General features: G+C 65.4%; 28 protein-coding genes. 19 read left to right on the plus strand and 9 right to left on the minus strand.

Features of this window, described 5'->3' with window-relative positions:
• Positions 1-47: 47 nt before the first annotated feature.
• Both gloA and DFS21_RS18160 read right to left on the minus strand, forming a co-directional pair.
• Positions 48-575, minus strand: coding sequence for a lactoylglutathione lyase (gene gloA / locus DFS21_RS18155; RefSeq protein WP_110701391.1), 528 nt, complete (start codon positions 573-575; stop codon positions 48-50).
• A gap of 206 nt (positions 576-781) precedes the next feature.
• Positions 782-1,138, minus strand: coding sequence for a histone-like nucleoid-structuring protein, MvaT/MvaU family (locus DFS21_RS18160; protein WP_046855429.1), 357 nt, complete (start codon positions 1,136-1,138; stop codon positions 782-784).
• A 346-nt stretch (positions 1,139-1,484) separates the two neighbouring features.
• Between DFS21_RS18160 and DFS21_RS18165 the strand changes: the two genes are divergently transcribed.
• Together DFS21_RS18165 and cobF are read left to right on the plus strand one after the other, a co-directional pair.
• Positions 1,485-2,774: an OprD family porin gene (locus DFS21_RS18165; protein ID WP_111532766.1), complete on the plus strand. Its 1,290-nt coding sequence runs from the start codon at positions 1,485-1,487 to the stop codon at positions 2,772-2,774.
• Between the two features lie 64 nt (positions 2,775-2,838).
• Entirely contained in the window at positions 2,839-3,588 is a 750-nt protein-coding gene (gene cobF / locus DFS21_RS18170; RefSeq protein WP_102683927.1) for a precorrin-6A synthase (deacetylating), read from the plus strand.
• Positions 3,589-3,624: 36 nt separating this feature from the next.
• On the opposite strand, the gene DFS21_RS18175 is transcribed toward cobF, so the two are convergent.
• Complete coding sequence (locus DFS21_RS18175; RefSeq protein WP_256591418.1) at positions 3,625-3,930, minus strand: hypothetical protein; 306 nt, start codon at positions 3,928-3,930, stop codon at positions 3,625-3,627.
• A 160-nt stretch (positions 3,931-4,090) separates the two neighbouring features.
• Here DFS21_RS18175 and DFS21_RS18180 point away from each other — a divergent pair, with 160 nt between their 5' ends.
• The 3 genes from DFS21_RS18180 to DFS21_RS18190 are packed head-to-tail and all read left to right on the plus strand — an operon-like array spanning position 4,091 to position 6,212.
• Positions 4,091-4,735, plus strand: coding sequence for a secretin and TonB N-terminal domain-containing protein (locus DFS21_RS18180; RefSeq protein WP_250888437.1), 645 nt, complete (start codon positions 4,091-4,093; stop codon positions 4,733-4,735).
• The gene (locus tag DFS21_RS18185) at positions 4,732-5,274 is read left to right on the plus strand and encodes an RNA polymerase sigma factor (protein WP_102683893.1); all 543 of its coding nucleotides are present in this window, start codon (positions 4,732-4,734) and stop codon (positions 5,272-5,274) included. The genes DFS21_RS18180 and DFS21_RS18185 overlap by 4 nt, the downstream gene beginning before the upstream one ends.
• 29 nt (positions 5,275-5,303) lie before the next feature.
• Positions 5,304-6,212 carry a DUF4880 domain-containing protein gene (locus DFS21_RS18190; RefSeq protein ID WP_110701382.1) on the plus strand — a complete coding sequence of 303 codons (909 nt, stop codon included), beginning with the start codon at positions 5,304-5,306 and terminating at the stop codon, positions 6,210-6,212.
• On the opposite strand, the gene DFS21_RS18195 is transcribed toward DFS21_RS18190, so the two are convergent.
• Complete coding sequence (locus tag DFS21_RS18195) at positions 6,205-6,798, minus strand: type II secretion system protein GspJ (RefSeq protein WP_102683895.1); 594 nt, start codon at positions 6,796-6,798, stop codon at positions 6,205-6,207. The genes DFS21_RS18190 and DFS21_RS18195 overlap by 8 nt on opposite strands.
• Positions 6,795-7,229, minus strand: a complete 435-nt coding sequence (locus DFS21_RS18200) for a GspH/FimT family pseudopilin (protein WP_094012116.1) — start codon at positions 7,227-7,229, stop codon at positions 6,795-6,797. Before DFS21_RS18200 ends, DFS21_RS18195 begins: the two co-directional genes overlap by 4 nt.
• A gap of 116 nt (positions 7,230-7,345) precedes the next feature.
• On the opposite strand from DFS21_RS18200, the gene DFS21_RS18205 reads away from it, so the two are divergent.
• The gene (locus DFS21_RS18205; protein ID WP_102683896.1) at positions 7,346-7,786 is read left to right on the plus strand and encodes a general secretion pathway protein GspC; all 441 of its coding nucleotides are present in this window, start codon (positions 7,346-7,348) and stop codon (positions 7,784-7,786) included.
• Here DFS21_RS18205 and DFS21_RS18210 read toward each other — a convergent pair.
• Positions 7,768-8,247 (minus strand): GNAT family N-acetyltransferase, encoded by a 480-nt coding sequence (locus DFS21_RS18210; protein ID WP_110701378.1) that lies wholly within the window; start codon positions 8,245-8,247, stop codon positions 7,768-7,770. The two genes, DFS21_RS18205 and DFS21_RS18210, sit on opposite strands and share 19 nt — an antisense overlap.
• 244 nt (positions 8,248-8,491) lie before the next feature.
• Between DFS21_RS18210 and DFS21_RS18215 the strand changes: the two genes are divergently transcribed.
• From DFS21_RS18215 to DFS21_RS18230, 4 genes are all read left to right on the plus strand, one after another.
• The gene (locus DFS21_RS18215) at positions 8,492-9,112 is read left to right on the plus strand and encodes a LysE family translocator (RefSeq protein WP_111532768.1); all 621 of its coding nucleotides are present in this window, start codon (positions 8,492-8,494) and stop codon (positions 9,110-9,112) included.
• 18 nt (positions 9,113-9,130) lie between these two features.
• Positions 9,131-10,003 carry an alpha/beta fold hydrolase gene (locus DFS21_RS18220; protein ID WP_111532769.1) on the plus strand — a complete coding sequence of 291 codons (873 nt, stop codon included), beginning with the start codon at positions 9,131-9,133 and terminating at the stop codon, positions 10,001-10,003.
• Between the two features lie 122 nt (positions 10,004-10,125).
• Positions 10,126-11,262, plus strand: a complete 1,137-nt coding sequence (locus tag DFS21_RS18225) for an HlyD family secretion protein (protein WP_102683899.1) — start codon at positions 10,126-10,128, stop codon at positions 11,260-11,262.
• Positions 11,252-12,760, plus strand: a complete 1,509-nt coding sequence (locus DFS21_RS18230) for an MDR family MFS transporter (RefSeq protein ID WP_110701372.1) — start codon at positions 11,252-11,254, stop codon at positions 12,758-12,760. Before DFS21_RS18225 ends, DFS21_RS18230 begins: the two co-directional genes overlap by 11 nt.
• 3 nt (positions 12,761-12,763) lie before the next feature.
• On the opposite strand, the gene DFS21_RS18235 is transcribed toward DFS21_RS18230, so the two are convergent.
• Together DFS21_RS18235 and DFS21_RS18240 are read right to left on the minus strand one after the other, a co-directional pair.
• Positions 12,764-13,369: an START domain-containing protein gene (locus DFS21_RS18235; RefSeq protein WP_110701370.1), complete on the minus strand. Its 606-nt coding sequence runs from the start codon at positions 13,367-13,369 to the stop codon at positions 12,764-12,766.
• Between the two features lie 80 nt (positions 13,370-13,449).
• The gene (locus DFS21_RS18240) at positions 13,450-14,286 is read right to left on the minus strand and encodes a bifunctional allantoicase/(S)-ureidoglycine aminohydrolase (protein ID WP_110701368.1); all 837 of its coding nucleotides are present in this window, start codon (positions 14,284-14,286) and stop codon (positions 13,450-13,452) included.
• Between the two features lie 235 nt (positions 14,287-14,521).
• Between DFS21_RS18240 and DFS21_RS18245 the strand changes: the two genes are divergently transcribed.
• Entirely contained in the window at positions 14,522-15,430 is a 909-nt protein-coding gene (locus DFS21_RS18245; protein ID WP_110701366.1) for a hypothetical protein, read from the plus strand.
• A 571-nt stretch (positions 15,431-16,001) separates the two neighbouring features.
• Here DFS21_RS18245 and DFS21_RS18250 read toward each other — a convergent pair.
• Entirely contained in the window at positions 16,002-16,667 is a 666-nt protein-coding gene (locus DFS21_RS18250) for an HAD family phosphatase (RefSeq protein ID WP_111532770.1), read from the minus strand.
• 195 nt (positions 16,668-16,862) lie between these two features.
• Between DFS21_RS18250 and DFS21_RS18255 the strand changes: the two genes are divergently transcribed.
• The 8 genes from DFS21_RS18255 (at position 16,863) to DFS21_RS18290 (ending at position 26,391) form a co-directional block, all read left to right on the plus strand.
• Positions 16,863-17,273, plus strand: a complete 411-nt coding sequence (locus DFS21_RS18255) for a thioesterase family protein (RefSeq protein ID WP_111532771.1) — start codon at positions 16,863-16,865, stop codon at positions 17,271-17,273.
• Between the two features lie 267 nt (positions 17,274-17,540).
• Positions 17,541-18,068 carry a thioesterase family protein gene (locus DFS21_RS18260; protein ID WP_052752599.1) on the plus strand — a complete coding sequence of 176 codons (528 nt, stop codon included), beginning with the start codon at positions 17,541-17,543 and terminating at the stop codon, positions 18,066-18,068.
• Between the two features lie 164 nt (positions 18,069-18,232).
• A complete protein-coding gene (locus DFS21_RS18265) occupies positions 18,233-18,994 on the plus strand; it encodes a hypothetical protein (RefSeq protein WP_110701360.1) in 762 nt (253 codons plus the stop codon).
• A 3-nt stretch (positions 18,995-18,997) separates the two neighbouring features.
• Complete coding sequence (locus DFS21_RS18270) at positions 18,998-20,596, plus strand: hypothetical protein (RefSeq protein WP_111532772.1); 1,599 nt, start codon at positions 18,998-19,000, stop codon at positions 20,594-20,596.
• A 61-nt stretch (positions 20,597-20,657) separates the two neighbouring features.
• Positions 20,658-21,275, plus strand: a complete 618-nt coding sequence (gene lexA / locus DFS21_RS18275; protein WP_178082040.1) for a transcriptional repressor LexA — start codon at positions 20,658-20,660, stop codon at positions 21,273-21,275.
• Positions 21,275-21,895, plus strand: a complete 621-nt coding sequence (imuA, locus tag DFS21_RS18280) for a translesion DNA synthesis-associated protein ImuA (RefSeq protein WP_094012626.1) — start codon at positions 21,275-21,277, stop codon at positions 21,893-21,895. Before lexA ends, imuA begins: the two co-directional genes overlap by 1 nt.
• A gap of 6 nt (positions 21,896-21,901) precedes the next feature.
• Entirely contained in the window at positions 21,902-23,320 is a 1,419-nt protein-coding gene (locus DFS21_RS18285) for a DNA polymerase Y family protein (RefSeq protein ID WP_111532773.1), read from the plus strand.
• On the plus strand, positions 23,317-26,391 hold the full coding sequence (locus DFS21_RS18290) for an error-prone DNA polymerase (protein ID WP_111532774.1): 3,075 nt from the start codon (positions 23,317-23,319) through the stop codon (positions 26,389-26,391). The genes DFS21_RS18285 and DFS21_RS18290 overlap by 4 nt, the downstream gene beginning before the upstream one ends.
• Positions 26,392-26,460 lie beyond the last annotated feature (69 nt).

Genomic DNA, 26,460 nt, shown 5'->3' on the forward strand with positions numbered 1-26,460 from the left:
AGCGAGGGGCCGGGAGTTCCCGGCCCGACGAGCGCGACCGGTGGGTATCAGCCCTTGAGTTCGGTCGGCTGGATGACCTCGACCCAGTAGCCGTCGGGGTCCTTGACGAAGGCCAGGTGGTTCATGCGGCCATCCTGCAGGCGCTTCTGGAACGGGACGTCCAGCGCCTCGAAGCGGGCGCAGGCAACACGTACGTCCGGTACCGAAATGCAGATGTGGCCGAAGCCGCGCGGGTCGGTGTTGCCATTGTGGTAGGCGAACCCGGGGTCGTTCTCGGTGCCGTGGTTGTGGGTCAGCTCGAGTACGCCGGGGATCGATTTCATCCACTGATGGCGCTCGGCGTCATCGGCAGGAATCTGCGCCGGGTCGACCAGGGCCAGGAAATACAGGCTGAAAGCCGCTTCCGGGAAGTCGCGCTTGTCCACCAGGCGAAAGCCCAGCACGCGGGTGTAGAAGTCCAGGGACTTCTCGATGTCCTTGACCCGCAGCATGGTGTGGTTGAACACGAATTGGGCGGTGGCAGTGTCTGGTTGGGCGGTCACGCCGGGGAGGGTTTGCAGATCGTGCAGGCTCATGGGTACTCCGGAATCAGGGCCTTGAATAGGTTTGCCATGATACGGAAGTCAACCTGCAGCGCAAATGAAAGCGCCCCGCACGAGTGCGGGGCGCCGGAATTAGAGGCCCGCATGTGCGGGCGCGTGATGGGGTCGCTAGTCCTTTAGCTGGTTCGATACTGAGCCTGCGGGTGTGAAAAAAGTGTGAAGCAGGTGTCGAGGTTTCATCAGCGCACCCAACTTTCCACCGTCTGCGCCCCGTACTGTTCCTTCCAGGCTTTCAGCCCGCGGTGGTTACCGCCCTTGGTCTCGATCCGCTCGCCGGTATGGGGGTTCGCGTAGACCTTCACCACCCGCGGGCGGCGTTGCTGCTTGACCGCGGCCGGGGCGCGGGTCACGGCTTTCGGGTCGAGAATGGCGATGATATCGCGCAGGCTCTTGTCATAGCTTTTCATCAGGCCGACTAGTTTCTGCTCGAATTCGATTTCGCGTTTAAGGCCGGCATCCTTTTTCAGCGCTTCCAGTTGTGCCATCTGTTCCTTGAGCGCTTTTTCGGCAGCACGAAACTCTGCAAGTCTGGACACTGTCTTCACTCCTGTAAGTCTGCCGTGGCGGGACGTGACGAACATGAAACCAGACTGAACGCCGGCCACGTGGATGGGTAAAGCTGTTCGCTAAGCGAGAGTGTAGTAGTCGCTTGCGAGTGGGTAAACAGCAAACTTTCTATCAATTACTCGGGAACTTTGCCGATTTTTTACGCGTTATTCGAAAAGACCCGGCCAACCACCTTAGACCATGGTCCCATGGCTTAGGCTAGAGCCCTTGGCGGAAAATTATGGATGATGGTCGAAGTGTATTCGTTCATCGCGTAGTGCCGGTGCAGATGACTGCCCGGATGGTTTTTCGTCTTTCTTCTGGATGTTCCTTCGCATGTTTGCCCCTTTCCCCCTCGCCCCCGGGCGCCGAGTTGCCGGCTTGTTCTTCCTGTGTGCCGGTGTCAACGCCCAGGCCGCCGGTTTTCTTGAAGACAGCAGTGCCAAGGTCGAAGCACGCAATGTCTATTTCAACCGGGACTTCCGTGACGGCCACACCAGTTCCAAGCAAGGCGCGTCGAAGCGCGAAGAGTGGGCGCAGGGCTTTATTCTCAATGTTCAGTCCGGTTATACCCAGGGACCGGTCGGATTCGGCGTGGATGCGCTGGGGATGATTGGTTTCAAGCTCGACTCCAGTCCCGCCGACAGCAATAGCGGCCTGTTGCCGTCGTCCGGGCACGACCCGCGCCATTCCGCCGACCAGTACGCCAAGATGGGCATCGCCGGCAAGGTGAAGGTGTCCAACACGGTATTCAAGTACGGTTCGATGATGCCGGACGTGCCGCTGCTCAAGTACAACGACGGGCGCCTGCTGCCGACCATGTTCCATGGCGCCTGGTTGACCTCCGAGGAAGTGCGCGACCTCAAGTTCACCCTGGCACGCCTGAACCAGTACACCGCGCGTGATTCCACCGACCGCCAGGACATCCGCGTGCACTGCAAGAACAAGCGCTATGCCTGCGATATCGAGGCCGATCATTTCGACCTGGCCGGCGTCGACTACCGCTTCAACGACCGCGTCAGCGCGCAGTACCAGGTGTCCAAGCTGGAAAACATCTACCGCCAGCACTTCCTCGGGCTGGTCGCCAGCCAGCCGCTGGAAGTCGGCACGCTGTCGGCGGACCTGCGGGTGATCAAGAGCGACGACATCGGCAATGCCCGTGCCGGGCGCATCGACCACCGCGCCTTCAGCGGCATGCTTGGCTACAGCCTGGGTGGGCACAAGCTCAGCGCCGGCTGGCAGCGCATGTACGGCGACAGCGCCATGCCGTACCTCGACGGCACCAACCCCTACCTGGTCAACTATGCCCAGGTCAACGACTTCGCCGCCGCCCAGGAGCGCTCCTGGCAGGTGCGCTACGACTACGATTTCAAGGCCCTGGGCGTGCCCGGCCTGACCTTCTTCACCCGCTACATCAATGGCGACAATGTGAAGGTCCCTGGCAGCAACGCCGAAGGCAAGGAATGGGAACGCGACAGCGAGCTGAAGTACCAGGTGCAGAGCGGCACCTTCAAGGACGTCAGCGTGCGCCTGCGCAACTCCACCTACCGCAGCAACTACGAGAAGTGGGCGCGTGACATGGATGAAACCCGGGTCATTGTCAGCTACAACTTCTCGATCTTCTGACCCGCTTTGCCAAACGGCCGGTGGTCGGTCGACAATGACCACCGGCAACCAGGCAGGGCAGGCGATGAAACAGCTTCTACTGATCGGCATCGGACCGGGCGATCCTCGCCAGGTCACTTACGAGGCGGTGGAGGCGTTGCGGCGCGCCACGGTGTTCTTCGTGCTCGACAAGGGCAGCGACAAGGACGAACTGGTGCGCCTGCGCCGGGCCATCCTCGAGCGCTACCTGCCCGAGGGCGGTTACCGCCTGGTGCAGGTCGAGGACCCGCGCCGGGACGGCCAGGCGCCGGATTATGTCGGCGCCGTGCAGGACTGGCACGCCCAGCGCGCCGCATTGTACGCCCGGCTGATCGAGGATGAGCTGGGCAGCGATGATGTCGGCGCGTTCCTGCTTTGGGGCGAGCCGGCGTTGTACGACAGCACCCTGCGTATTCTCGACCTGGTCCGCGAACGCGGCCTGACGCTGGCCTTGCAGGTGATTCCCGGCATCAGCAGCATCCAGGCGCTGGCCGCCCGTCACCAGATCCCGCTCAACCGTATCGGCGAGCCGCTGACCGTGCTGCCGGGGCGACGCCTGGGCGAACAGACGCGGATCGACAATGTGCTGGTGATGCTCGACGGCCAGTGCGCGTTCGCCGCCCTGGATGATCCGCAACTGGTGATCTACTGGGGCGCCTACCTGGGCACGCCGGACGAGCTGCTGGTGAGCGGGCCGTTGCAGGCGGTGAAGGGGCGCATCCTTCAGTTGCGCGATGAGGCGCGGCGGCGCAAGGGGTGGATCATGGATACCTATCTGTTGCGCCGTGAAGAGTAACCCGGGGCAGCTTATCCGAAACGCCTGTCAGGCACTTCAAGGCCGCTGTGGCACCACCGAACTGCCAAAGCTGTTGCCCATGCGCGTCGAGGTCGCTGCCGGAGTCGCCAAGCCCATCTGGTTTGGTGCCCTGCGCTGCATCTGCTTGACCGGGTCGAGCTGATCTCGCAGGCCCTTGGCGGCGCGCGGATCGGCCCCTTGCAGCTGTCGGGTCAGACAGTCGTAGGCCAGCGCCCGCGATTGCCCGACCTGCACGTCGATGCAGCCCTTGGGCGGTTCGGCCAGCGCCGGCAGGGCGCAGGCCAGCAGCAGGGGCAAAGTGATCAGCGGCAGTCGGGCCATGATGCTTCTCCGTGCAGTCATTCCTTGCGCCAGTCTATCCGCTGCCGGCAGGGGACGGGGTGAAGCTTTGATTGCCGAGGCCTGTCACCACAGCGTCATACACAGGCCCCAGGATGACGTTTCCCCGGCGACGGCGGCCAGCAAGGAGGCCTGATCTCCCGTGCGTGCATTGCTTGTGGTCGGCGCGCTGATACTGGCCTGGTTGGTGGCGGCGCCAGGGGCGCGTGGCCAGTCGTTACTGACCTTCGATCTACCGGCGCAGGCGCTGGACCGGGCGCTGGACAGCTTCGGCCGGCAGAGTGGCCTGGCGGTGCTGGTCGACCAGGCGTTGCTCGCCGGCCAGCGCTCCAGCCCGCTGCGCGGCCGCTACACGGCGCGCGAGGGTTTGCAGCGCTTGTTGCAAGGGACCGGCCTGCAGGCGCGCCACGGCAGTGGTGGATTCACCCTGCAACCGTTGCGCCTGCGCACAACGCCGGGGCGTGGCCGGAGTGAAGGCCCGGCGTCGGGCAGTTATGCGGTGGCATTGCAACACGCGGTCGAGCGCGCTCTGTGCGCTTGGCCGTCGACCCGCCCGGGCAGCTACCGGGCGGCCGTGCAGGTCTGGATCGATGCCAGCGGGCAGCTGGTGCAGAGCCGGCTGCTGGCCTCCACGGGCGACTTTGCCCGCGATGCCGCGCTGGTCGAGCGGCTGCGGGCGGTGCGCCTGGAGCAGGCGCCGCCGACTTCACTGGCACAGCCGCTGACCCTGTTGCTGCGCCCGGAACCTATGGATTGCCCTCTTTCGCAAGGAGCTGCGGCGGCATGAACAAACCTCGGGACAGTGCGCTGGTCAAGCTGTTTCTGACCTCCTACGACACCTTCAGGGTCCGCCTGAGGCGCCGGCTCGGCTCGGATGACCTGGCCAACGATGTGCTGCAGGAAACCTACCTGCGGGTGGATCGCATGGACGCCGCGCACGACCTGCACAAGCCTGGTGCCTACCTGTACCGCATGGCCTTGAACGTTGCCGCCGACCGCCGCGAGGCCGATGCCCGGCTGCTCACCGGCGCCGAGATCGAAACGCTGCTGCAGGTGGCCGAGGACCAGGACCCGGCCCGCATCGTCGGCGGCCAGCGCGAGATCCAGAGCCTGCTGGGCGCGCTCTACGAACTGCCAGCCCGACGTCGGCGGATCTTCATCGCCGCGCGGCTGGAAGAGGCCTCGCACCAGGAAATCTCCCAGCGTTTCGGCATTTCCACACGCACCGTGGAAAAGGAACTCAAGGCGGCGCTGGGGCATTGCGCGATGCGTCTGGACAGAAAAGTGTTTCAGCGCTTCGGTCCCGGCGCGGGAAAACCGTCTTGAACGATAGTCGACCTCTTCATGTGAGCACCATGCCCCAGATTCCGCCCGATCCCGACTTGCAGCGCCAGGCCCAGGGCTGGCTGTTGCGGCTGACCTCCGGCCAGGCCACCCAGGCCGATGCCCGGGCCCTGCGCCAATGGTGCGCGCGCAGCCCCGCGCACGCCGAGGCGTTCGCCCAGGCGCGTCAGCTCTGGTGTTTGCTCGGGCCAGCGGCGCAGCAAGCCAGCCAGGCGCCATCGGCGCTGCTGCTCGGGCGCCGGGCGTTGTTGGGCGGGGCGCTGGCCGCGTCACTGGCGGTGGTTGCCTGGCGTGGCGGCTGGCTGGACGAGGCCATGGCGCCGCCTGCGGCGTTCGCCACCCAGGTGGATGAGCAGCAGCGGGTCGAACTGGCGCCTGGCATCGAACTGGAGCTGAATGTACGCACACGCGTCAGCCGCGAGGCACAGGGTATCGCCCTGCTGGCAGGCGAAATCGAAGTGCAGGCCCGCCAGCCCATGCAGGTGCGGGCGCAGGAAGGGGTGATCAGTACCGAGCAGGCCCGATTCAATGTGCGCGAGGACGACGACAGCGTATGCGTCACCTGCCTGAGTGGCGAGCTGCGCATCTTTGCCCAGGGCCGGCTCGAGGCGCTGCCGGCCGGCCGCCAGTTGCGTTATGGCGCGCAAGGCGTCGGCGTGCCCGAGGCCTTCGACATTGGCCAGGTGACGGCCTGGCGCGAGCGCATGCTGGTGTTCCGTGATGCACCATTGACCCAGGTAATCGACGAGATCAACCGCTACCGCCCCGGGCGCCTGGTACTGCTCAACCCGTCACTGGGGCGCCGCCGGGTGCAGGCGCGGTTCAGTTTCGATCAGTTGCGCCAGGCCGCCGAACTGATCCGCGTCGCCTATGGCGCGCGCTGCCTGGAACTGCCCGGCGGGGTGGTGCTGGTCAGTTGAATGGCCCCAGCACCTGGCGGTAGTGTTCCTCGCCCTGGGGACCGCGCCGGTTCAGGCGCACCTCGAGCCCGATGGGGTTGTCGTCGGCCTCGCTGGCCGGGGAGCGCCAGCCGCCCTTGGCCTGCCAGGTGCGCAGGCTGAATGCGCTGACGTTGTCCAGCACCGCCACCGCGGCTTTCGGCGCGGGCAATGGGAAGCCTTCGCGCAGTGGCGCGGCGGCGCGGTACAAGGTGCTGCCGCGCACATACCAGCGCACCCGCTGCAGGCCGCTGCCAGACACGGCACCGGCGCGCACCAGCTCCAGGCGCTCGGCGCGGGCGCGCATGGCGGGTAGCAAGGGCTTGCCCGGCGGCTCGTGGCCGGGCAACACCGGCTCGACCAGTTCCACCGTGGCGCGCAAGGCCAGGTCGCGCTCCAGCTGTTGCAGTACACGCATCACCGCCTGATGGTCATCGCTGGCCTGGCGCAGGTGCTGGTCGGCGCGGCTGACGCTGTCCAGGCCACGCCAGGCGATCAGGCTGACCACCGCCATCAGCAGGATGGCGATCATCACTTCGATCAGGGTAAAACCGCGTTGGCGGGTCATGGCTGGCTCACCCGCACCTGCCCGGCGGCGTTGCGCGCCAGTTCCAGCCGCAGCGTGCCGCTGTGCAGGCGCAGGGTCAGGGGGGCGCCGATCCACTCGCCATCGAGCCACACCGCGCCACGGGGCTCGGCCTGCACCTTCACCGTCTCGGCCTGCCAGCGGCGCGGCTTGAGTGGTCCCTCCGCCAGCACCTGGCCATCGGCGCGCACGAAGCGGTAGCCGTCGCGGTCGCTCTGCCAGCGCAGCGGCTGACCGTCAGCCTGGGCTTCGCTTTGCGCCAGCTCCAGCAAGCGCGCCAGGCGCTCGCCGTCTGCGCGCAACTGCTTGCCCGGATCGGGGCGAATGTTCAGGCTGATGGCGGCGCTGGCGATGCCGACGATCACCAGCACCACCATCAGTTCGATCAGGGTGAAACCACGTTGTCCGTTCACGGGGCGCTCCTTGTCCTGGCAAGGCAGCTTGCCCGAGCAAGATGATCGGCGTGTGAAACAAAACCGTGAGAATCACCCGGTATGCTTGGGCGCAGGCACACAAGGAGCGCGTGACCATGCGTATCGTTCGTCCCGACTTGTCACTCGGGCTGTTGTTGCAGGCGCTGGGGCTGCTGGTCGCCATGGCCGGGCTGGCGACCTGGGGGCAACTGTTGTGGCCGCCAGCGGCGGGTCAGGCCACGGTCCGGGCTGCCGATGCCCCGGTAGTGGCCGGAACACCGGCCGGGCGATGGTTTGCCGATATTCCCCTGCAGGTGCAGATCCAGGTCAGCGGGGTGATGGCCGGCAGCCAAGGCGCCGTGGCCATCGTCAGCCTCGATGGTGGCCCGGCACGCGCCGTGCGCAGTGGCGAGGAGCTGGCTCGCGGGGTGCGCCTGGTGGCCATCGAGGGGCGCGGCCTGGTGATCGAGCGCGGCGGCCAGCGCAGCCGCGTCGAGGTGCCGGTACTGGCCCAGGCGTCGTTCTGGGGCGAGGCGCCTCAGCCCTCGGCGAACTGACGCAGGCGCTCGCCGTCGAGACGATAGCGGATCCACTCGTCCTGAGGCTCGGCACCCAGCGACTGGTAAAAGCCGATGGCCGGTTCGTTCCAGTCCAGCACGCTCCACTCCAGGCGCCCACAGCCGTTTTCCACCGCCTCGCGGGCGATGTGCCGCAGCAGCTTGCGCCCCGCGCCGTCACCGCGTTGCTGCGGGGTGACGTAGAGATCCTCGAGGTAGATACCATTGCGCCCCAGCCAGGTGGAGTAGCTGTAGAAATACACGGCGAACCCGATGGCCTGGCCGTCGCGCTCGCAAATCAGGCTACGCACTGTGCTGCCCGGGTCGAACAGGCTGTGCTCGATGTCGGCGAGGGTCGCCACCACTTCGTGGCGGGCGCGCTCGTAGTCGGCCAGCTCGGTGATGAAGGCCAGGATCTGGGTGGCGTCGGCCAGGACTGCGGGGCGGATGGTCACGGGCATGATGGGGCTTCCTTGTGCGGGATAGGGTGCGAAGGCTTCAGTAGTGTCAGGTAGGATGAGGGAAGACCGCCAGGTGTCTGGCGGAAGATTCGCCGCAGCTTTGCTGCGACGATGGCGTGGAGGCACGCAATTGAGTGAAACAGAAATGTGTATTCATTCAATTCTGCGTAACTGTACCGGTCATTTCCTACAAGCCTCCGCTACCGTGGCATTTCGATAATCAGAAAAGCCGGAAACTGCCGCCATGCTTGCCTCGCTCGATCTGCTCAGCGCGTTCGTCCTGTTCGCCTTCGTCTCTTCCATTACCCCCGGTCCGAACAACACCATGCTGCTGGCCTCGGGGGTCAATTTTGGCGTGCGCCGCACGATTCCCCACGCGCTGGGCATCAGCGTCGGCTTCATGGTGATGGTGCTGGCGGTTGGTCTTGGGCTTGGCGAGGTGTTCAAGGCTTGGCCACCGTTGTACAGCATCCTGCGCTACGCGGGCGCGGCCTACCTGTTGTACCTGGCCTGGAAGATTGCCACCTCAGGGCCGATGTCCGGCGACACCAATGGCAGCCGCAAACCGCTCGGATTCTGGGGAGCCGCGGCGTTCCAGTGGGTCAACCCGAAGGCCTGGGTGATGGCGATCGGGGCGATCACCACCTACACCCCGGCCCAGGGCTACGTGTTCAACGTGATCGTCATCGCCACGGTGTTCGCCCTGGTGAACCTGCCCAGCGTCGGCATCTGGGTGATGTTCGGCAGTGCCTTGCGCAACCTGCTGCGCAATCCGCGCGCGGTGGTGCTGTTCAATGTCCTGATGGCCGTGCTGCTGGTGATTTCACTGTATCCGCTGCTGTTTGTAGAATCGGCGTTTTCCTAGAACCGATGAGTGCAGTCGATGGAGTTGATTCCCTGGTCCCATGAATGCGCCGAAGGCTTCACCCTGCGCGGATGGCGCACCACCGCCAGTGGCAGGCCGCTGCTGCATTTCCTGCATGGCAATGGCTTCTGCAGCCTGGCCTACCAGCCCATGCTGATGCGTCTGGGCGAACATTTCGACCTGTGGCTGAGCGATGTCCAGGGCCATGGCGACAGCGACCATGGTGGCGTGTTCCTTGGCTGGAACCGCACCGCAGCGCTGGCGGTGGAGGCCTTCGAAGCCGGCCGCGGCGACTATGGCGACGTGCCGCGCTTTGCCTTGGGCCACAGTTTCGGTGGCGTGCTCACTGGCTTGATCCTGGCTGCCGAGCCGCAGTTGTTCCAGCGTGCGGTGCTGCTGGATCCGGTCCTGTTCAGCAGGCGCATGATCGGGGTGATGGGCGCCGCTGCCATGGTCGGCCTGCATCGGCGTCATGCCCTGGCGCGCAAGGCGGCCACCCGCCGCAGCCATTGGCCCGACCGTGAGGCGGCCCAGGCCTCGCTGCAGGGGCGCGGTATCTTCAAGGGCTGGACCGATGCGGCCTTGCAGGCCTATGTGGAGCACGCCATAGGCGATTGCGGGGAGGGGGTGGTGCTCAAGTGCCGGCCCAGCCGAGAGGTGGAGATATTCAGCTCGTTCCCCGAGCGCATGTGGCAGCAACTGAGCCGTGTCCAGACGCCGACGCGGATCCTGTACGGTGAGCAGACCTATCCGTTCGTGCCGCACTCGGTGCAGCGCCTGGTGGCACTCAATGGCCAGGTGAGCGCGCAGCAGGTAGCGGGGGGACACTGTTTCATGCAGGAAGATCCGATAATGGCCACAGAGCAGGTAGTGGCGTTCTTGCAACATTGAAAGCGGTCCGCTCGCAGGGTTGATCTGCTGTCCATTTTGCGACGATTGAAGGCCTGTTCGCGAGCGAACGACAATCTCAGATTCCGTACTCTGGCGCTCCCCCCCACCGGATGGAGCCCAGCATGAACCAGGCGGTCAGCCCAGATCCCCAGCACACCCTCGAGCAAATTCGCGCCCGGCGCCGTCAGCGCCTGCTGCGCTTCGGCCTAGCCGGGGGCCTGGGTTTGCTGGTGGCGGCCTATGGCGCCTACTGGTGGCTCGACGGGCGTTTCCTGGAACAGACCGACGACGCCTACGTGCGCGCCGACTGGGCGCCGATCAGTGCTCGGGTCAGTGGTTACGTGGCCGAGGTAGCAGTGGCGGACAACGCCACGGTCAAGGCCGGCGACCTGCTGGTACGCCTGGACGCGCGCGATTTTCGCGACCGCCTGCGCAAGGCTGAGGCGCACCTGGCGGTGAGTGAGGCGGCATTGCAAGTACAGCGCATGCGCCTTCGCGCCTTCGTCGCCGAGCAAGACGAGCAGACCCACGCCATCGCCCGCGCCGATGCCGAACGCGGCGGTAGCCGAGGCGAGGCGCAGCGGGCCGAGGCCGACTGGCAGCGTTACCAGCACCTGGCGCAATGGCAGGCGGTCAGTGTGCAGCGGATGGAGCAGGCCCGCGCCACCCGCATCCAGTCTCAGGCGCTGCAGCGCGCCGCTGATGCCGAACTGGCCCGCCAGCACGCACGCAAGACGATGCTGGAGCAGCAGGGCAAGCAGCTGGAGGCCGAGTTGCTGCAGCGCCAGGCCGACCTCGACCAGGCTGCTGCCGAGGCCGACCTGGCCCGCAGCGCCCTGGCCGACACCGAAATCCGCGCGCCCTTCGATGGCGTGGTCGGCCAGCGCAAGGTGCGCCAACAGCAGTACGTCACCCCCGGCCTGCCGCTGCTGGCTGTGGTGCCGGTGGCGCAGGCGTACGTGGTCGCCAACTTCAAGGAAACCCAGCTGGCGCACATGCGTCCCGGCCAGGCGGTGACACTGGAAGTGGACACCTTCGGCCAGCACTGGCGCGGTACCGTGGACAGCGTCTCGCCGGGCTCCGGTGCCGTGTTCGCCTTGCTGCCGCCAGACAACGCCACCGGCAACTTCACCAAGATCGTCCAGCGCTTCCCGGTGCGTATCCACCTCGACCCAGAGGGCGATGACAGCCCACGGTTGCTGCCCGGCATGTCGGTGATCGCCACCGTCGACACCCGGCAGGCCCGCCATGAGCGCTGAGGACAAAGTCTCCCTGCGTGCCTGGGTGGCGGTTATCGGCGGCTTGTTCGGCTGCTTCATGGCTGGCATGAACGTCCACGTCACCAGCGCTGCCTTGCCCGAGATCGAGGGCGCGCTGGGGGCCAGCTTCGAGGAAGGGTCCTGGATTTCCACCGCCTACCTGGTGGCCGAGATCAGCATGATCCCCTTGACCGCCTGGCTGGTGCAGGTGTTCTCGCTGCGCCGGGTGATGCTGGTGGGCTCGGCGGTGTTTCTGGTCAGCTCGGTGAGCTGCGCGATGGCCGGCAGCCTGGAGGCGATGATCGCCTTGCGGGTGATCCAGGGCGCCTCGGGCGCGGTGCTGATCCCGCTGTCGATGCAACTGATCATCACCGAGCTGCCGGCCAGCCGCCTGGCGCTGGGCATGGCGCTGTTCAGCCTGTCCAACAGCGTGGCCCAGGCCGCCGGCCCGTCGATCGGTGGTTGGCTCACCGACATGTATTCCTGGCGCTGGATCTTCCTGCTGCAGTTGCCGCCGGGGGTGGCGCTGCTGGCGGCGGTGGCCTGGTCGATCAAGGGCCAGGCCGGAGACCGCGGCGCTTTGCGCCAGGCCGACTGGCTGGGCATTGTGGCCATGGCGCTGGGGTTGGGGGCATTGCAGGTGGTGCTGGAGGAGGGGGGGCGCAAGGACTGGTTCGAGTCCCGCTTCATCGTCGGCTTCAGCCTCGTCGCAGTGATCGCCCTGGCGCTGTTCATCCAGCGTCAGTTGTGGGGCGCGCGGCCGTTCATCAACCTGCGGCTGTTGGGCAGCTACAACTTCGGCGTGTCGAGCCTGGCCATGGCGGTGTTCGGCGCGGCCACCTTCGGTCTGGTGTTCCTGGTGCCCAACTACCTGTCGCTGGTACAGGGCTACAGTGCCAGCGAGATCGGCAAGAGCCTGATCGCCTACGGCATGGTCCAGCTACTGCTGGCGCCGCTGCTGCCCCGGCTGATGCGCTGGCTCAACGCCAAGCTGCTGGTGGCCAGCGGCTTCGCCATCATGGCCCTGGGCTGTTGGCTGGGGTCGACGCTGACAGTGGACTCGGGCAGTAATGTGATCATCCCCTCGACCGTGGTGCGCGGCATCGGCCAGCCGCTGATCATGGTGGCGCTGTCGGTCCTGGCGGTGAAAGGCCTGGACAAGGCCCAGGCCGGCTCGGCCTCGGCGCTGATCTCGATGCTGCGCAACCTCGGCGGCGCGCTGGGCACGGCGTTGCTGACGCAACTGGTGTCGCAGCGCGAGCGCTTTCATTCGGTGCGGGTCGGCGAAGGGCTGACGCTGTTCGACGGCGCGCTGCAACAGCGCCTGCCGGGCGGCATGGTCGACCCGCAGTCGCCACAGGTCATGCAGACGCTGGCGTTGATCGACCAGAGCGTGCGCGAGCAGGCGTACCTGATGGCCTATTCGGATGCGTTCTACCTGTCGTGCGTGGCGCTGCTGGCCTGCGCCGCGGCGTCGCTGCTGCTGCGCAGCCGCTGAGCTTTACGGCTGGCGTTCGGCCACGGCGCGCAGGGTGCGCAGGGTGACCATCGGCGCATCCACCACGAAGCGGTTGGCCAGCCAACCCGGCACATCACCGGCCGGGTCGGCACGCAGCTGGTAGGTGACCTCGGTATCGCGCTCGCCCAAGGGGCGCATGATCCATTCGCCGCTGAGCCGGCGCACGCGGATCAGCCCGGGTTCGGTCGGTACCCGCCCGGGCTCGGCGCTCAGGTGGCGGACCAGGGAGTCGTCGTCCAGGCGCTCGGTACGCACCTTGAGCACCATGTCCCTGGGTTTGGCCGGCCAGGGCAGGGCGGTGGTCAGGTAGACCCAGGTGGTATCGCCGTCCACTTCCAGCAGGCGCATGTCGGCGCAGGCGTACAGCCATTTGCAGGCCACGCGCAGGTTTTCCTGCAGCTCGCTCAGGGTACGGACGCTGGCCTTGATCCGGGTGACGCCGCGAAACTGCTGGTAGGCCGAACCGCTGACGTTTGCCAGGTAGACGTCGATGCCGTCTTCCTGGTGCGCGAGTTGCCAGTCGTCTGCCCACGGCAATGCGCCCGGCAGTAGGAGCAGCAGGGCAAGTAGAAGGCGATGGAAGGTCATGGCGGGAGGCCGGGAAGGGGCTGTCCGCTCAGTATGGCTCAAGACTGCAGGAGCGACGGGCTGCCGCTCCTGCAAGGTCATCAACGCTGCGGGTTGAGCGTCAGGTGCACGTGACGGTTGACGTCCTTGTACAGCAGGTAGCTGAACGGACCCGGGCCGCCGGAGTAGCAAGCTTGCGGGCAGAAGGCGCGCAGCCACATGAAGTCACCGGCCTCGACCTCGACCCAGTCCTGGTTCAGGCGGTATACCGCCTTGCCTTCCAGGACGTACAGGCCGTGTTCCATGACGTGGGTCTCGGCGAACGGTATCACGCCGCCAGGCTGGAAGGTCACGATGTTCACGTGCATGTCATGGCGCATGTCGGCCATGTCGACGAAGCGGGTGGTCTTCCAGGCGCCTTCGGTGCCCGGCATCTCGATGACGGTGGCGTTGTCGCGGTGGGTGACGAACGACTCGGGAACCGGCAGGCCCTCGACCTTCTGGTAGTGCTTGCGCAGCCAGTGGAAGGTGACGTTGGCCTTGCTGTTGTTGCGCAGGCTCCAGTCGGCGCCGGGGGCGAGGAAGACGTAGCCGCCCGGCACGAGGGTATGGTGCTTGCCTTCGACGGTGACGTCGATCTCGCCTTCAACCACGAACAGCACCGCTTCGGCGTTCGGGTCCAGTTCAGGGCGCTCGCTGCCGCCTTCGGGGGCGACTTCTACGATGTACTGCGAGAAGGTCTCGGCGAAACCGGTCAGCGGACGGGCGATGACCCACATGCGCATCTTGTCCCAGAACGGCAGGTGGCTGGTGACGATGTCACGCATCACGCCCTTGGGGATGACGGCATAGGCTTCGGTGAACATGGCACGGTCAGTCAGCAGCTCGGTCTGAGCCGGGTGCCCACCGTGGGGGGCGAAGTAGGAAGGTTTCGACATGAACGGTCTCGACTTTGTTGTTCTCTCCCCATGCCTTGGACCACACCGGCCGGTGCGTGCAGGGGATGCCGGGACAGCATAGGGGGCGGGCGCTGTCATCCACAAATTAAATGTTGAAATACCCGGTATCCATTTACTGAATGATGTGTGCAGGAAAACGCCTGGAAATCGTGGCGTCGACATTTTTTTCACATCACCTTGCTAGCATCGCCCGCACTTTCCAGGAGCCGACTTGATGACGCATGTGCTACCCAAACGCGGTGTCCGCCTCGCCTTGGCGGCCACCACGGGCCTGGCGGCCTGTGCCTTGGGCTTTTTCGCCTGGCAGACCTTCTACCCGGTACAGGCCGCCGAGGGCTGGAACGTGCAGGTGCTGCATAACTCGGTGACCCGGGCCGCTTCGCTGCTGCCTCAGGACGACGGCAGCCTGCTGGTCAGCCGCGAGCTCAACGGCGGCAAGGGCAGCATCCTGCGTATTACTGCCGAGGGGGACCGCGTGGTGGTGCTCGAAGGCCTGTCCAAGCCGGACGGCATGGTCGCCGTCAACGGTGGCTGGGCGTTCAGCCAGGAGGTCGGCGGGGCACCGGTCAGCGTGTCGCGCGATGGCCAGGTCAGTCAGCTGTTCGACGGCAACAACGTGCAGGGGTTGTACAACGATGGCCAGCATCTTTACGCCATCGAGGACCGCAAGGGGGATGGGCGGTTGATGCGATATGACTGGCAGAGCGGCGAGCTCGACGTGTTGCGCTCAGGGCTTACCGAAACCGAGGGCCTGACCCGTTGCGCCGACGGGCGTCTGCTGTATACCGAAAAGGCCACCGGCAAGATTCGTGCGTTGAGCGAGGGCGGGAATGACCCGGTGGTGATCGAAGGTCTGCGCAACCCGACCTTCCTGCTCTGCGACCAGCGCGGGCTGTGGATCAGCGAGGATTCGACCCATCGCGCGAGGCTGTTGCGTATCGACGGTGATGGTACGCGCCATACGGTTCTCAGCTACCTGAAGGCACCGCAGGCCATCGTTCCGGATGGCAAGGGTGGATACCTGCTCGCCGAGGGCGGCCGCGACCGGGTGCTGCGCCTGACGCCACCGGCCAAGGGCAGGACTGTGCAGGCCGAGGCCTCGTCGCGAGGGCCTGAAGCCTGAGTCATACCCTGCGAGCGGTTTTTGCCTTCTTAATGCCCGCGTGTTAAGGAAGGTCGCCATAAAGGTGAAAAGGTGACTTTGCGTCGACATCGCAAATGAATGCACTTACAACTATAAGAACCGATGCCGACTGACTTTGACTTACACAGCGTGTGTCTCGAAAGTTATATACGCATTCAATTGCGATGGTGACGCATAATCACCTTTCCGCCCTTACGGCGGGTCCCTTTTTGAAGCATCAAAAAGGAACCAAAAAATGCTCGCTCCATTCATCCGGCCCCTACGCTTCGCTCCGGGGTCCCCTCACTCCGGCCTTGCTCCCGGGAGGACCGCGCTGAACGCCCCATCCTGGGGCGCAGCGCTTGGCAAGACCTGCGTTCGGCCTCCTGAAGTCGCGAAGTAACGGGCGGCGCCTGGGATGACGCAGCTGTCGCTAGCTGGGTAGGGCGCTAGACTCTTGATCGGCAACGGCAACGGCAACGGCAACGGCAACGGCAACGGCAACGGCAACGGCTCGAACGCTCGCAGGATTCAACTCGACCTACCGCGCAATGCCAGAAGCACCAATCGTTCAGCCCGTGGCCTGCATCCGCGCGATGATGTCCCACAACCGTGGATCGTCATAGTCTTCGATCACCAACCGCGCTCCGGCTTCCAGTAGTCGTTCGGCCGGCTGGGTAGTGGCCAGGCCTACGGTGAAGATGCCTGCATCGACAGCCGCCTTGATGCCAGGCAGCGAGTCCTCGAAGGCGAGCGCCTGGCCGGCCTGGGCCTGCAGGCACTGCAGCCCGGTGAGGTAGGGCAGGGGATCGGGTTTGGGCCGTGCCAGCTCATCGGCGACCAGGACCTGAGCGAAACGCTCGCCAACGCCCATGGCCCCAAGCATGTGCTCGGCGTTCAGGCGCGGCGCGTTGGTCACCACGCACATGCCGATGCCGTGCCGCTCGGCATGTGCCAGCAGGCGCAGCAGGCCGGGCATTGGTGTCAGGGTTGGCGACAGTTCGCGGAACAACGCCTCCTTGCGCTCGGCCAGGGCCTGGCGGTGGGCGGCATCGGCCTGAGGGAACAGCTCGGCGAACAACAGGCCGTTGGAGCGTCCGCTGACCTGGGTGTTGAACTGTTCCTGGGTCAGCTCGCGGCCATCGTGGTCGTGCAGCAGCTGGCGGAAGGCTTGCAAGTGCAGGGTGTCGGTATCGGTGAGGGTCCCATCGAGATCGAACAGCAGGGCGGTCAGCATCGGGCATCCTTAAGGGGAGAAACCATTCAGCAGCATCTTATGCCATCAGCATTGGAAAGTGCAGTTGGCCGGTTCTTTCACGTTTTCGGCACAAGGCTCACAGGCGCGGGGCTGCCAAGCAAACGCTCCAGCCCCAAGAGACCCTGAACGGTTACTATCGGCTGCCAGGCATCCACTGCACGGAGCAATCACCCCATGCCTTTCGTCACCACCCGCCAGATCCTGTTCGGCGATTGCGACCCCGCCGGGATCGTCTATACGCCGCGTATCAGTTACTTCGTCATCGAGGCGATCCACGAGTTTCTCTCCCATCGGCTGGGCGGCGAAGGTCTGCGCAAGCTGTTCGCCATGGGCGTCATGCCGCCAGCGCGGGCATTGTCCATCGAGTTCCTGGCGCCGATGGCCTGGGACGACCTGATCCGCGTGCACGTCAGCAGCGGGCCGCTCGGCCGCACATCGTTCAGCTTCGCCGTGGAAGGGTTCGGAGCCAGTGGCGAGGCATGTTTCCGCGCCAGCATGACCCAGGTATGCGTCTGCCCCGAAAGCAAGCAACCGGTTGAGCTGCCCGAGGCACTGCGCCAGGCACTGAGCAGCACCACAGACTGATGTGCATCACCACGGATAGATATTTCATCAACCAACAAACGTTTCAGCATCAATTGGATATAAAGTCCAAACGTGACCGGTTATTCAGTTGTGTTTTTCCGTTTAATTGAGGCTGTTGGCACTGGTTGCTTCTGGTGAAAGCTGTTAGCTTTCGCCCCGCTCCGGAATTAAACAAGCAGGCCTGCAACGCGCCGCTTGCGGCCACCCGAAAAACTACGGGTGGCCGAACAGGGAACGATAATAAAAATCCTAGGGAGGGATAACCGGATGAATCTCTACATCCGTCTGTTGCTGGCTGTTCTGCGCGGTTTCTTCAAGCCGCCGATGGCCCTGACCGACACGCTGCAGCGAACGCTGCGGGTCTGGCCAAACGATATAGACATCAATAAACACATGAACAATGGCCGTTACATGACGATTGCCGATCTGTTCATGCTGGAACTTTGCCTGCGCGCGAAAATCCTCATTCCTGCCTTCAAGTTGGGCTGGAAGCCCATGCTCGGCGGTAATCTGGTCGTCTATAAAAAGCAACTTTCCATGTTCGAGCAGTATACCGCCGAGTTCAGCATCTGCTGCCTCGACGAGAACTGGACCTACTTCCAGTACACCTTCTTCAACCGTGCCGGTGAAGTGGTGGTGACTGGCTATTCCAAGGGCGCCTGGGTCGGTCGCAAAGGCCTGGTCGCCAACGCGGTGATCGCCGAAAAGCTCAAGGTCGAACCCACTACCGCGCCAATGCCCGAAGCCATCAGGAAATGGCTTGAGGCTGAGGCCCACGTGCTCGGCAAGGCCTGAGCCAGGCCGCGTCGCGGCCCACTTGGCAAACCCCACACCCACGTAATCCGTCCATTGCTCCACGGCACCGGGCCTCTGGCCTGGCGCCGCGCGCGGCAGGCTTTGCCGTGCCCGGCATTCGCGCCTGCCCCACGTCGATCCATGAATGAGTAGGGAAACACCTCATGCCGAACACCTTGTTGTTGATGCTGGTTCTTTTCGCAGTTTTTCTATTGGTCGCCGAGCTGTTCAGGCGCTACCGCCTGGTGGGCCTGACCTTCTTCGTGCTGTCGCTGCCGGCGTTGCTGGTGCCGAACGCCAACCTGTTCATGCGCATCAAGACCATCAGCGTGCTGCTGCCCATGTGCTTCCTGGCTTACGCCAGGTACAGGCCGAAAATGGAAGGTTTCATCTACAAGCTCATCTACGTGGTGATCGTGCTCAACATCATCGAAGCCTCGGTGATCGACTGGCAAACCGGCAACGTCCTCAACATCGTCGCCGCCGTGGGCCTGATCCTGTGCCTGCCGTACTCCCGCCAGCACTGGGAGATCTCTGGCCGCCACAGTGATTTCGTGGTGCACGTCCCTGCCTACTGGCCCTACCTGTACACCACTTGGAACCTGTGCTTCCTGTACTCGGCGCGGATCACCACCTTCGGCTACGCACTGCCGTTGTTGCTGGCGCCGGTGGCCTACGCCTTGCTCCTGCGCCGCTCCGACCTGTACTTCCAGGCCCGTGCCTACACCTTCGGCTTCTACCTGTTCGTGCGCACCATCGCCGGCGACACCCCGCTGATGAACCTGCCGGCCTTCGACCTGACGACCTGGTACAGCCCCGACGCCGCGCTCGCCTGGAGCGTCGTCAACGTGATTTTCACAGGCGCCTGCCTGTACAGCTACGGCGCAAGCCGCAAGAAGAACAAAGCGATCGAACAAGGAGTGTGAAGCATGTTGGAAGTTATCCTGCTGGCGTTTTTCATCACCGCCAGCCCGGTGATCCTGTTGATGAGCAAGACCCGCGCCGAGCCATTGAAGCATGTGTACATCGGCCTGTATTACGTAAAGTTCGTACCGTTGCTGCTGTCGTTGTACGCGATCAACCTCAGCGCCAGCTTCCTGGCCTGGAAGTGGGTGCAGCTGAAATGGCTGCTGCCTCGCTACTTCGGCTATCGCCACTACAACCGCGATTCCATCTCGATGGAGAGCACGCCGATCCCGGGCACTGACTACCACATGGGCTACATCCCCAAGAAACTGCCCGCCGAACTGGTCTATCGCTGGAGAAAAGACAAGGTCTACCACAACTACATCCAGTCGATCATCAAGGCCAACCGCGACTACTACAAAGTACCGCTGGGCCAGTTCCCGCAACCGACGGCGATTTCCGACGAGGACCTGAAAGTCTTCCTGATGTCGTCGCAGATCACCCACTACCTGCAGACGGTCGATGGCGTGTCGACCTTCGACATGCGTGATTTCACCCGCGAGATCCGCCTGTCCAGCTCGGTGTTCGACGTGGCCAGCATTTCCATCGCCCAGGACTTCGCCACCGACAGCATGCGCATCACCCTGCGCGACGGCTTCAGCGTCGGCCCGGGCGAGCCGCACTGGGACCTGGCCAAGGTGTACTTCATGTCGAACACCATGGTGTTCTTCATCCTCGGCGCGCACCTGCACCACCACCTGTTCTTCGCCGAAATGGGCGCGGCGTTCCTGTTCAACCTGGTGCCCAAGGATTCCAACTTCCACAAGCTGATGGACCCGCACACCGCCTATATCCTGATGCTCAACCACCAGTTCAAGGAGTCGCCGCTTTCGTTGCGCGAAACCACCGGTATCGCCGACAAGTTCCTCTACAGCTGCATCGGCTACTACTCGGCGCAGACCTTCTACAAAGTCGGTTATGAAAACGCCCTGAACATGTACAACAAGCGCGACACCGAAGACCAGGCGCTGACCCAGAAATTCGAGATCAAGTTCGCCATCCCGTTCGACCAGTACCTCAATGGCCAGCACGCACTCAACGCCCAGTACCGCGACTACTATGCGGCGGTGCTGAAGTTCGTCACGGCCAGTTACGACGACCTGCTGCGCGACGGCTCCGAGCCCTATATCAACAACTGGGTCGCCGAGCTGTGCCGCTATGTCAACCTGCCGTGCCAGGCCAATGACAAGGCCTTCAACATCGAAGTGATCGCCACCTATATCTGGTACGTGTCGTTCGTCCACTCCCTGGAGCACTACCAGTTCCACAAATACAAGATGAACTACTGCCTGCTGACCCGGCTGCCGTTCGCGGTCGCCAAGCACTTGCCAGCGGACCAGGTGTTCAGCCAGTACGACATCTGGAAGTCCAAGCACATCGTGCACACCTTCGGCAAGAACCACCTCAATGCCGGTGTCTCGGAAAGCTATGCCGACCTGGACTACAAGTTCCGCGACCTGCCGCTGATCGACAAGCAGACGCAACTGAAGAAGGACGTACTCGCGTTACTGGAGAAACACCAGACGCCAAACGAGGCGATCGCCTTGTCCATTCGTTACTGAGCCTGGGCGAGGAAGGCCGGCGACGAAGGGGTCTGTTCAGTTTTCTCAGAAAGGAGTACAAATGTACTCCATGGACAATCTATCCCCCAAACGCCGCGCCATCCTCGAATTCATCCGCGAGCGCATCACCGATCAAGGTCAGCCGCCGTCGCTGGCCGACATCGCCGAGCGCTTCGGTTTCGCCTCGCGCAGCGTGGCGCGCAAGCACATCACCGCCCTGAGCCAGGGCGGCTTCATCGACGTCACGCCCAACCAGGCGCGGGGTATCCGCCTGGCCGAGCCGTTGCGTCGGCCCGAGATCCTCGAAGTGCCGGTGCTCGGCCAGGTTGCCGCCGGTGCGCCGATCGGACCCGACCTCGATATCCACGAGCAGTTGCTGCTCGACCCCAGCCTGTTCCGGCGTACTCCCGACTACCTGCTCAAGGTGCGCGGCGACTCGATGGTCGACGACGGCATCTTCGATGGCGACCTGGTCGGCATTCGCCAGCAGGGCGAGGCGCGCGACGGGCAGATCGTGGTCGCCCGGCTCGACGGCGAGGTGACCATCAAGCGCCTGCAGCGCACCCGCGACGGCTATCGCCTGCTGCCGCGCAACCCCGCCTATGCCCCCATCGACGTGAGCCCCGAGCGCGAGTTCTTCATTGAAGGCGTGTTCTGCGGCTTGCTGAGGCGTGACTGATGGGCGCGGTGGTCGAGCTCGACCGGCTGCTCGACCAGCGCCAGGTATGGCGCGGGCGGCAGGCCCAGGCGCGTCCGCAGGGCCTGCAGCCCACCGGGCATGCCGCCCTCGATGGTCGGCTGCCGGAAGGCGGTTGGCCGGCGGCGTCGCTCAGCGAGCTGCTGCTGGCCAGCCCCGGCTGCGGTGAGTTGCAGTTGCTCTGGCCCACGCTCGCCCGGCTGAGCGGGGAAGGGCAGAGGGTGGTGCTGGTGGCGCCGCCGTTCATCCCTTATGCGCCGGCCTGGCAGGCCGCCGGGGTGGACCTGCGCTGGCTGGTGCAGGTTGACGCCGAGGCCGGCGATGCCCTGTGGGCAGCCGAGCAGTGCCTGCGCTCGGGCAGTTGCGCGGCGGTGTTGTGTTGGCCGGAGCGTGCCGATGATCGGGCGCTGCGGCGTTTGCAAGTGGCCGCGGAAACCGGCAACGCGCTGGCATTCGCCTGTCGTCCGCGGCAGGCCGCGCTGAACCCATCGCCTGCCGCCCTGCGCATCGCCCTCGACCTGCGCCCGGCACAATGGCGCGTGCTCAAGTGCCGGGGTGGCCTGCCACCTGCCGCACCCATCGCCTGCCCTGGGCAGGGGTGATGCACCATGCTCTGGGCCTGCATCCTGTTACCCCAGCTGGCGCTGGACACTGTCCTGCGCGAACGTGACGACCCCGAGGCGCCGCTGGTGCTGCTCGGCGGGCCGCCCCAGCGCCGCGTGCTGCGGGCGGTCAACCCGGCGGCCAGTGCGCTGGGCTTGCGCGCCGGGCAGGCCCTGACCGCCGCCCGCGCCCTGGCCGACGGTTTCACCTGTGTCGAGGTCGAGCCGGCGCGTATCGAGCAGTTGCAGCAGCTGCTCGCGGCCTGGGCCTACCGTTTCAGCGCCCAGGTCAGCCTGCACTATCCCCGTGCGCTGCTGCTGGAGGTAGGCTCGAGTCTGCAGCTGTTCGGCCCGTGGCCGTCGTTCGAGGCGCGCCTGCGCCAGGAACTGGCGGCACTCGGCTTGCGCCAGCGCATCGTGCTGGCTAGCAACCCGGTGGCGGCGAGAATGCTCGCCAACGGCCATGATGGCCTGGCGCTGAGCTGCCCGCAGGCGACCCGCGCCGCCTTGCTCGACATGCCCGTCGAGCGTGTCGGCCTGCCCAGTGAGGCAGCCGAAGCCTTCATCCGCATGGGCCTGCGCCGCCTCGGGCAGGTGCTGGCGCTGCCCCGTGATGCCTTGGCCAGGCGCTTCAGCGCCCAGGTGCAGTTGCATCTGGACCAACTGCTTGGTCTGCGTAGCCTGGGGCTGGATTTCTACCAGCCTCCCGACCGTTTCGAGGCGCGGCTGGAGCTGAACTTCGACGTCGAATCACACCAGGCCCTGCTGTTCCCCCTGCGTCGTCTCATTCACGACCTGGCGGCATTTCTCGCCGGGCGTGACTGTGGCGTGCAGCGTTTCGAACTGCACCTGGAGCATGCCGAAGGCGCGGACACCGTGCTCAAGGTCGGCCTGTTGGCTGCCGAACGCGACGCCTCGCTCTTGTTCGAGCTTGCCCGTGGCCGCCTGGAGCCGCTGCGCATCCCGGCGCCGGTGCGCAACCTGCGGCTGCTGGCTGCCGACCTGCCACCGTTCGTGCCCCAGCACCAGGCGCTGTTCGACCCGCGTGCGCAGCAGGCCCAGCCTTGGGACCAGCTGCGCGAGCGCCTGCGCGCGCGGCTGGGCGATGATGCGGTCAAGGGCTTGCGCGCCGAGGCCGATCATCGCCCCGAGTGTGCCTGGCAAGGGGTGGAGCAGGGTGGGCAGGGCCATTTGGTGATGGCCCCTGGTCGGCGCCCCGGCTGGTTGCTGCCGGTGCCTCAGGCGTTGTCCGAGACCGGCCTGCAACTGCTCGGACAGGCCGAGCGCATCGAGTCCGGCTGGTGGGACGGTGGTGATGTGCGGCGCGACTACTACCGCATCGAAACCCGTGATGGCCTGCGCGGCTGGGCCTTCCGCGACCTCGCGGCCCCGGGGCCGTTGTGGCTGCAAGGCTGGTTCGCATGAGCGCCCCGGGCTACGCCGAGCTGCACTGCCTGTCGAACTTCAGCTTCCAGCGTGGCGCCTCCAGTGCCGACGAGCTGTTCCGCCGCGCCCGCGAGCAGGGTTACCAGGCCCTGGCGATCACCGACGAATGTACCCTGGCGGGTATCGTCCGGGCCTGGCAGGCGGCAAAGCAGCATCAGGTGCGGTTGATCGTCGGCAGCGAGGTGCGGGTGCACCAGGGACCGAAGCTGGTCCTGCTGGCACAGGACCTTGCTGGCTACCAAAACCTCTGCGCCTTGATCACCCGCGCCCGGCGGCGTTCGCAGAAGGGCAGCTACCAGTTGCTCGTCGAGGACCTCCAGGCCCATCACCAGGGCTTGCTGGCGCTGTGGGTAGCCGAGCCGGATGGCAGCGCCGGGGCCTGGTTGCAGCCCCTGTTCGACGGGCGTCTGTGGCTGGCGCTGCACCTGCATCGCGGGGCCGATGACGCCCAGCGCCTGGCCCACCTGCGCGCGCTGGGGGCGCGGCTCGATCTTCCGCTGGTGGCCTGCGGCGATGTGCACATGCACGTGCGCGGACGGCGGGCGCTGCAGGACTGCATGACCGCCATCCGCGAACATTGCGCGGTCGCCGAGGCGGGGCGCTTTCTGTTCGCCAATGGCGAGCGTCACCTGAGGTCGCTCGACCAGTTGCACGAGCTGTACCCCGACGATCTGCTGGCGCAGACCCTGCAGGTTGCCGAGCGCTGCACCTTTGATCTGTCCCAGCTGAACTACCAGTACCCACGGGAACTGGTGCCCGAGGGGCAGACCCCGGCCAGCTGGCTGCGCGAGCTGTGCCGGCGAGGGTTGCCGGAGCGCTGGCCCCAGGGCCCGAGCGACCAGGTCCACGCGGTGCTGGAGCGGGAGCTGGCGCTGATCGAGGAACTGGGCTACGAGAGTTACTTCCTCACCGTCCACGACATCGTCGCCTTCGCCCGCCGCCAGCGCATCCTCTGCCAGGGGCGCGGCTCGGCGGCCAACTCGGTGGTGTGCTTCGTCCTCGGCATCACCGAGCTCGATCCCATGGAACACCGCCTGCTGTTCGAGCGCTTCCTTTCCCGCGAGCGCAACGAGCCGCCGGACATCGACGTGGATTTCGAGCACGAGCGCCGTGAAGAGGTGATCCAGTACGTGTTCCAGCGCTACGGCCGGCACCGGGCGGCGCTCACCGCGGTGGTCAGCAGCTACCACGCCGCCGGCGCGGTGCGCGACGTGGCGCGGGTGCTCGGCCTGCCGCCCGACCAGGTGGACGCCCTGGCCAAGTGCTGCGGGCGCTGGAGCGATCGCATCCCGGATGCCGCTCGCCTGGCCGAGGCCGGGTTCGATGCGCACAGCCCGTCGCTGCGGCGCATCCTGGTGCTGGCGGGGGAGCTGATCGGCTTTCCCCGGCACTTGTCGCAACACCCGGGAGGCTTCGTCATCTCCGAGCAGCCGCTGGACCAGCTGGTACCGGTGGAGAACGCGGCGATGGCCGAGCGCACGGTGATCCAGTGGGACAAGGACGACCTGGACATGGTCGGCCTGCTCAAGGTCGACGTGCTGGCGCTGGGCATGCTCAGCGCGCTGCGCCGCTGCTTCGACCTGATCGCCCGGCACCGGGGGCGCGAGTACACGCTGGCGACCCTGCCCAAGGAAGACCCGGCCACCTACGCCATGATCGGCCGCGCCGAGACCATGGGCGTGTTCCAGATCGAGTCGCGGGCGCAGATGGCCATGCTGCCCCGGCTCAAGCCGGTGAAGTTCTATGACCTGGTGATCGAGGTGGCCATCGTGCGGCCCGGGCCGATCCAGGGCGACATGGTCCACCCCTACCTGCGCCGCAGGCTCGAGCAGGAGCCGGTCACCTACCCATCGGAAAAACTCAAGGCCGTTTTCGAGCGTACCCTGGGCGTGCCGCTGTTCCAGGAGCAGGTGATGGAACTGGCCATGGTCGCCGCCGACTACAGCCCCGGCGAGGCCGACCAGCTGCGCCGCAGCATGGCCGCCTGGAAGCGCCATGGCGGCCTGGAACCGCACCGCGAGCGGCTGATCGCGGGCATGCTGCGCAATGGCTACGAACGGGCCTTTGCCGAGCGTATCTTCGAGCAGATCAAGGGCTTCGGCAGCTACGGCTTCCCCGAGTCCCACGCCGCCAGCTTTGCCCTTTTGTGCTACGCCAGCAGTTGGCTCAAGTGCCATGAGCCGGCGATCTTCACCTGTGCGCTGGTCAACAGCTGGCCGATGGGCTTCTACAGCCCCGACCAGTTGCTGCAGGAGGCGCGCCGCCAGGGCATAGAGGTGCGCCCGGTGGATGTGTTCCATAGCGAGTGGGATTGCACCTTGGAGGCACTGGGCGAGAACGAACTGGCCATCCGCCTGGGCCTGCGCCAGATCCGCGGCTTCAGCGAAGACGATGCCCGGCGCCTGGAGCAGGCGAGGGCGCAGCGCCCCTGGCGGGATGTCGAGGACTTGTGCCTGCGCGCCGGGCTCGATGGCCGGGCCCGGGCGCGCCTGGCCGACGCCGGGGCATTGCGCGGGCTGGCCGGCGACCGCCACCAGGCGCGCTGGCAGGTGGCGGCGGTGCAGGCGCAACTGCCGTTGTTCGCCGAAGTCGAATCGACAATTGAACAGGCGGTGGCCTTGCCTACACCAAGCATTGCCGAAGATCTGGCAGCCGACTACGGCACCCTGGGCACCACCCTCGGGCCGCATCCCCTGACCCTGCTACGGACACGCTTGCGCGCGCTGGGGTGTCGCAGTTCAAGGGAGCTGACAGGGGTCGAGCATGGCGACAGCATCGCCGTCGCCGGCATCGTGGTCGGGCGCCAGCGACCACAGACCGCCAGTGGCGTGACCTTCGTCACCCTCGAGGACGAGCATGGCATGGTCAACGTGGTGGTCTGGCGCGACCTGGCCGAGCGCCAACGGCGCGAACTGGTAGGTTCGAAGTTGCTCAAGGTGAGCGGGCGGCTGGAGCAGGAGAGCGGGGTACGGCACCTGATCGCCCGGCGCCTGGAAGACATCAGCCCACTGTTGCAGGGACTGGATGTGCGCAGCCGGGACTTTCACTAGAAATAGCGTTTGGCTTGAAGGCGGCGCGGTCGGTGTGGGAGCCGGCTTGCCGGCGATAGGGCCGCAGCG

This window comes from Pseudomonas sp. 2848 (assembly GCF_003253945.1).
Taxonomy (GTDB): domain Bacteria; phylum Pseudomonadota; class Gammaproteobacteria; order Pseudomonadales; family Pseudomonadaceae; genus Aquipseudomonas.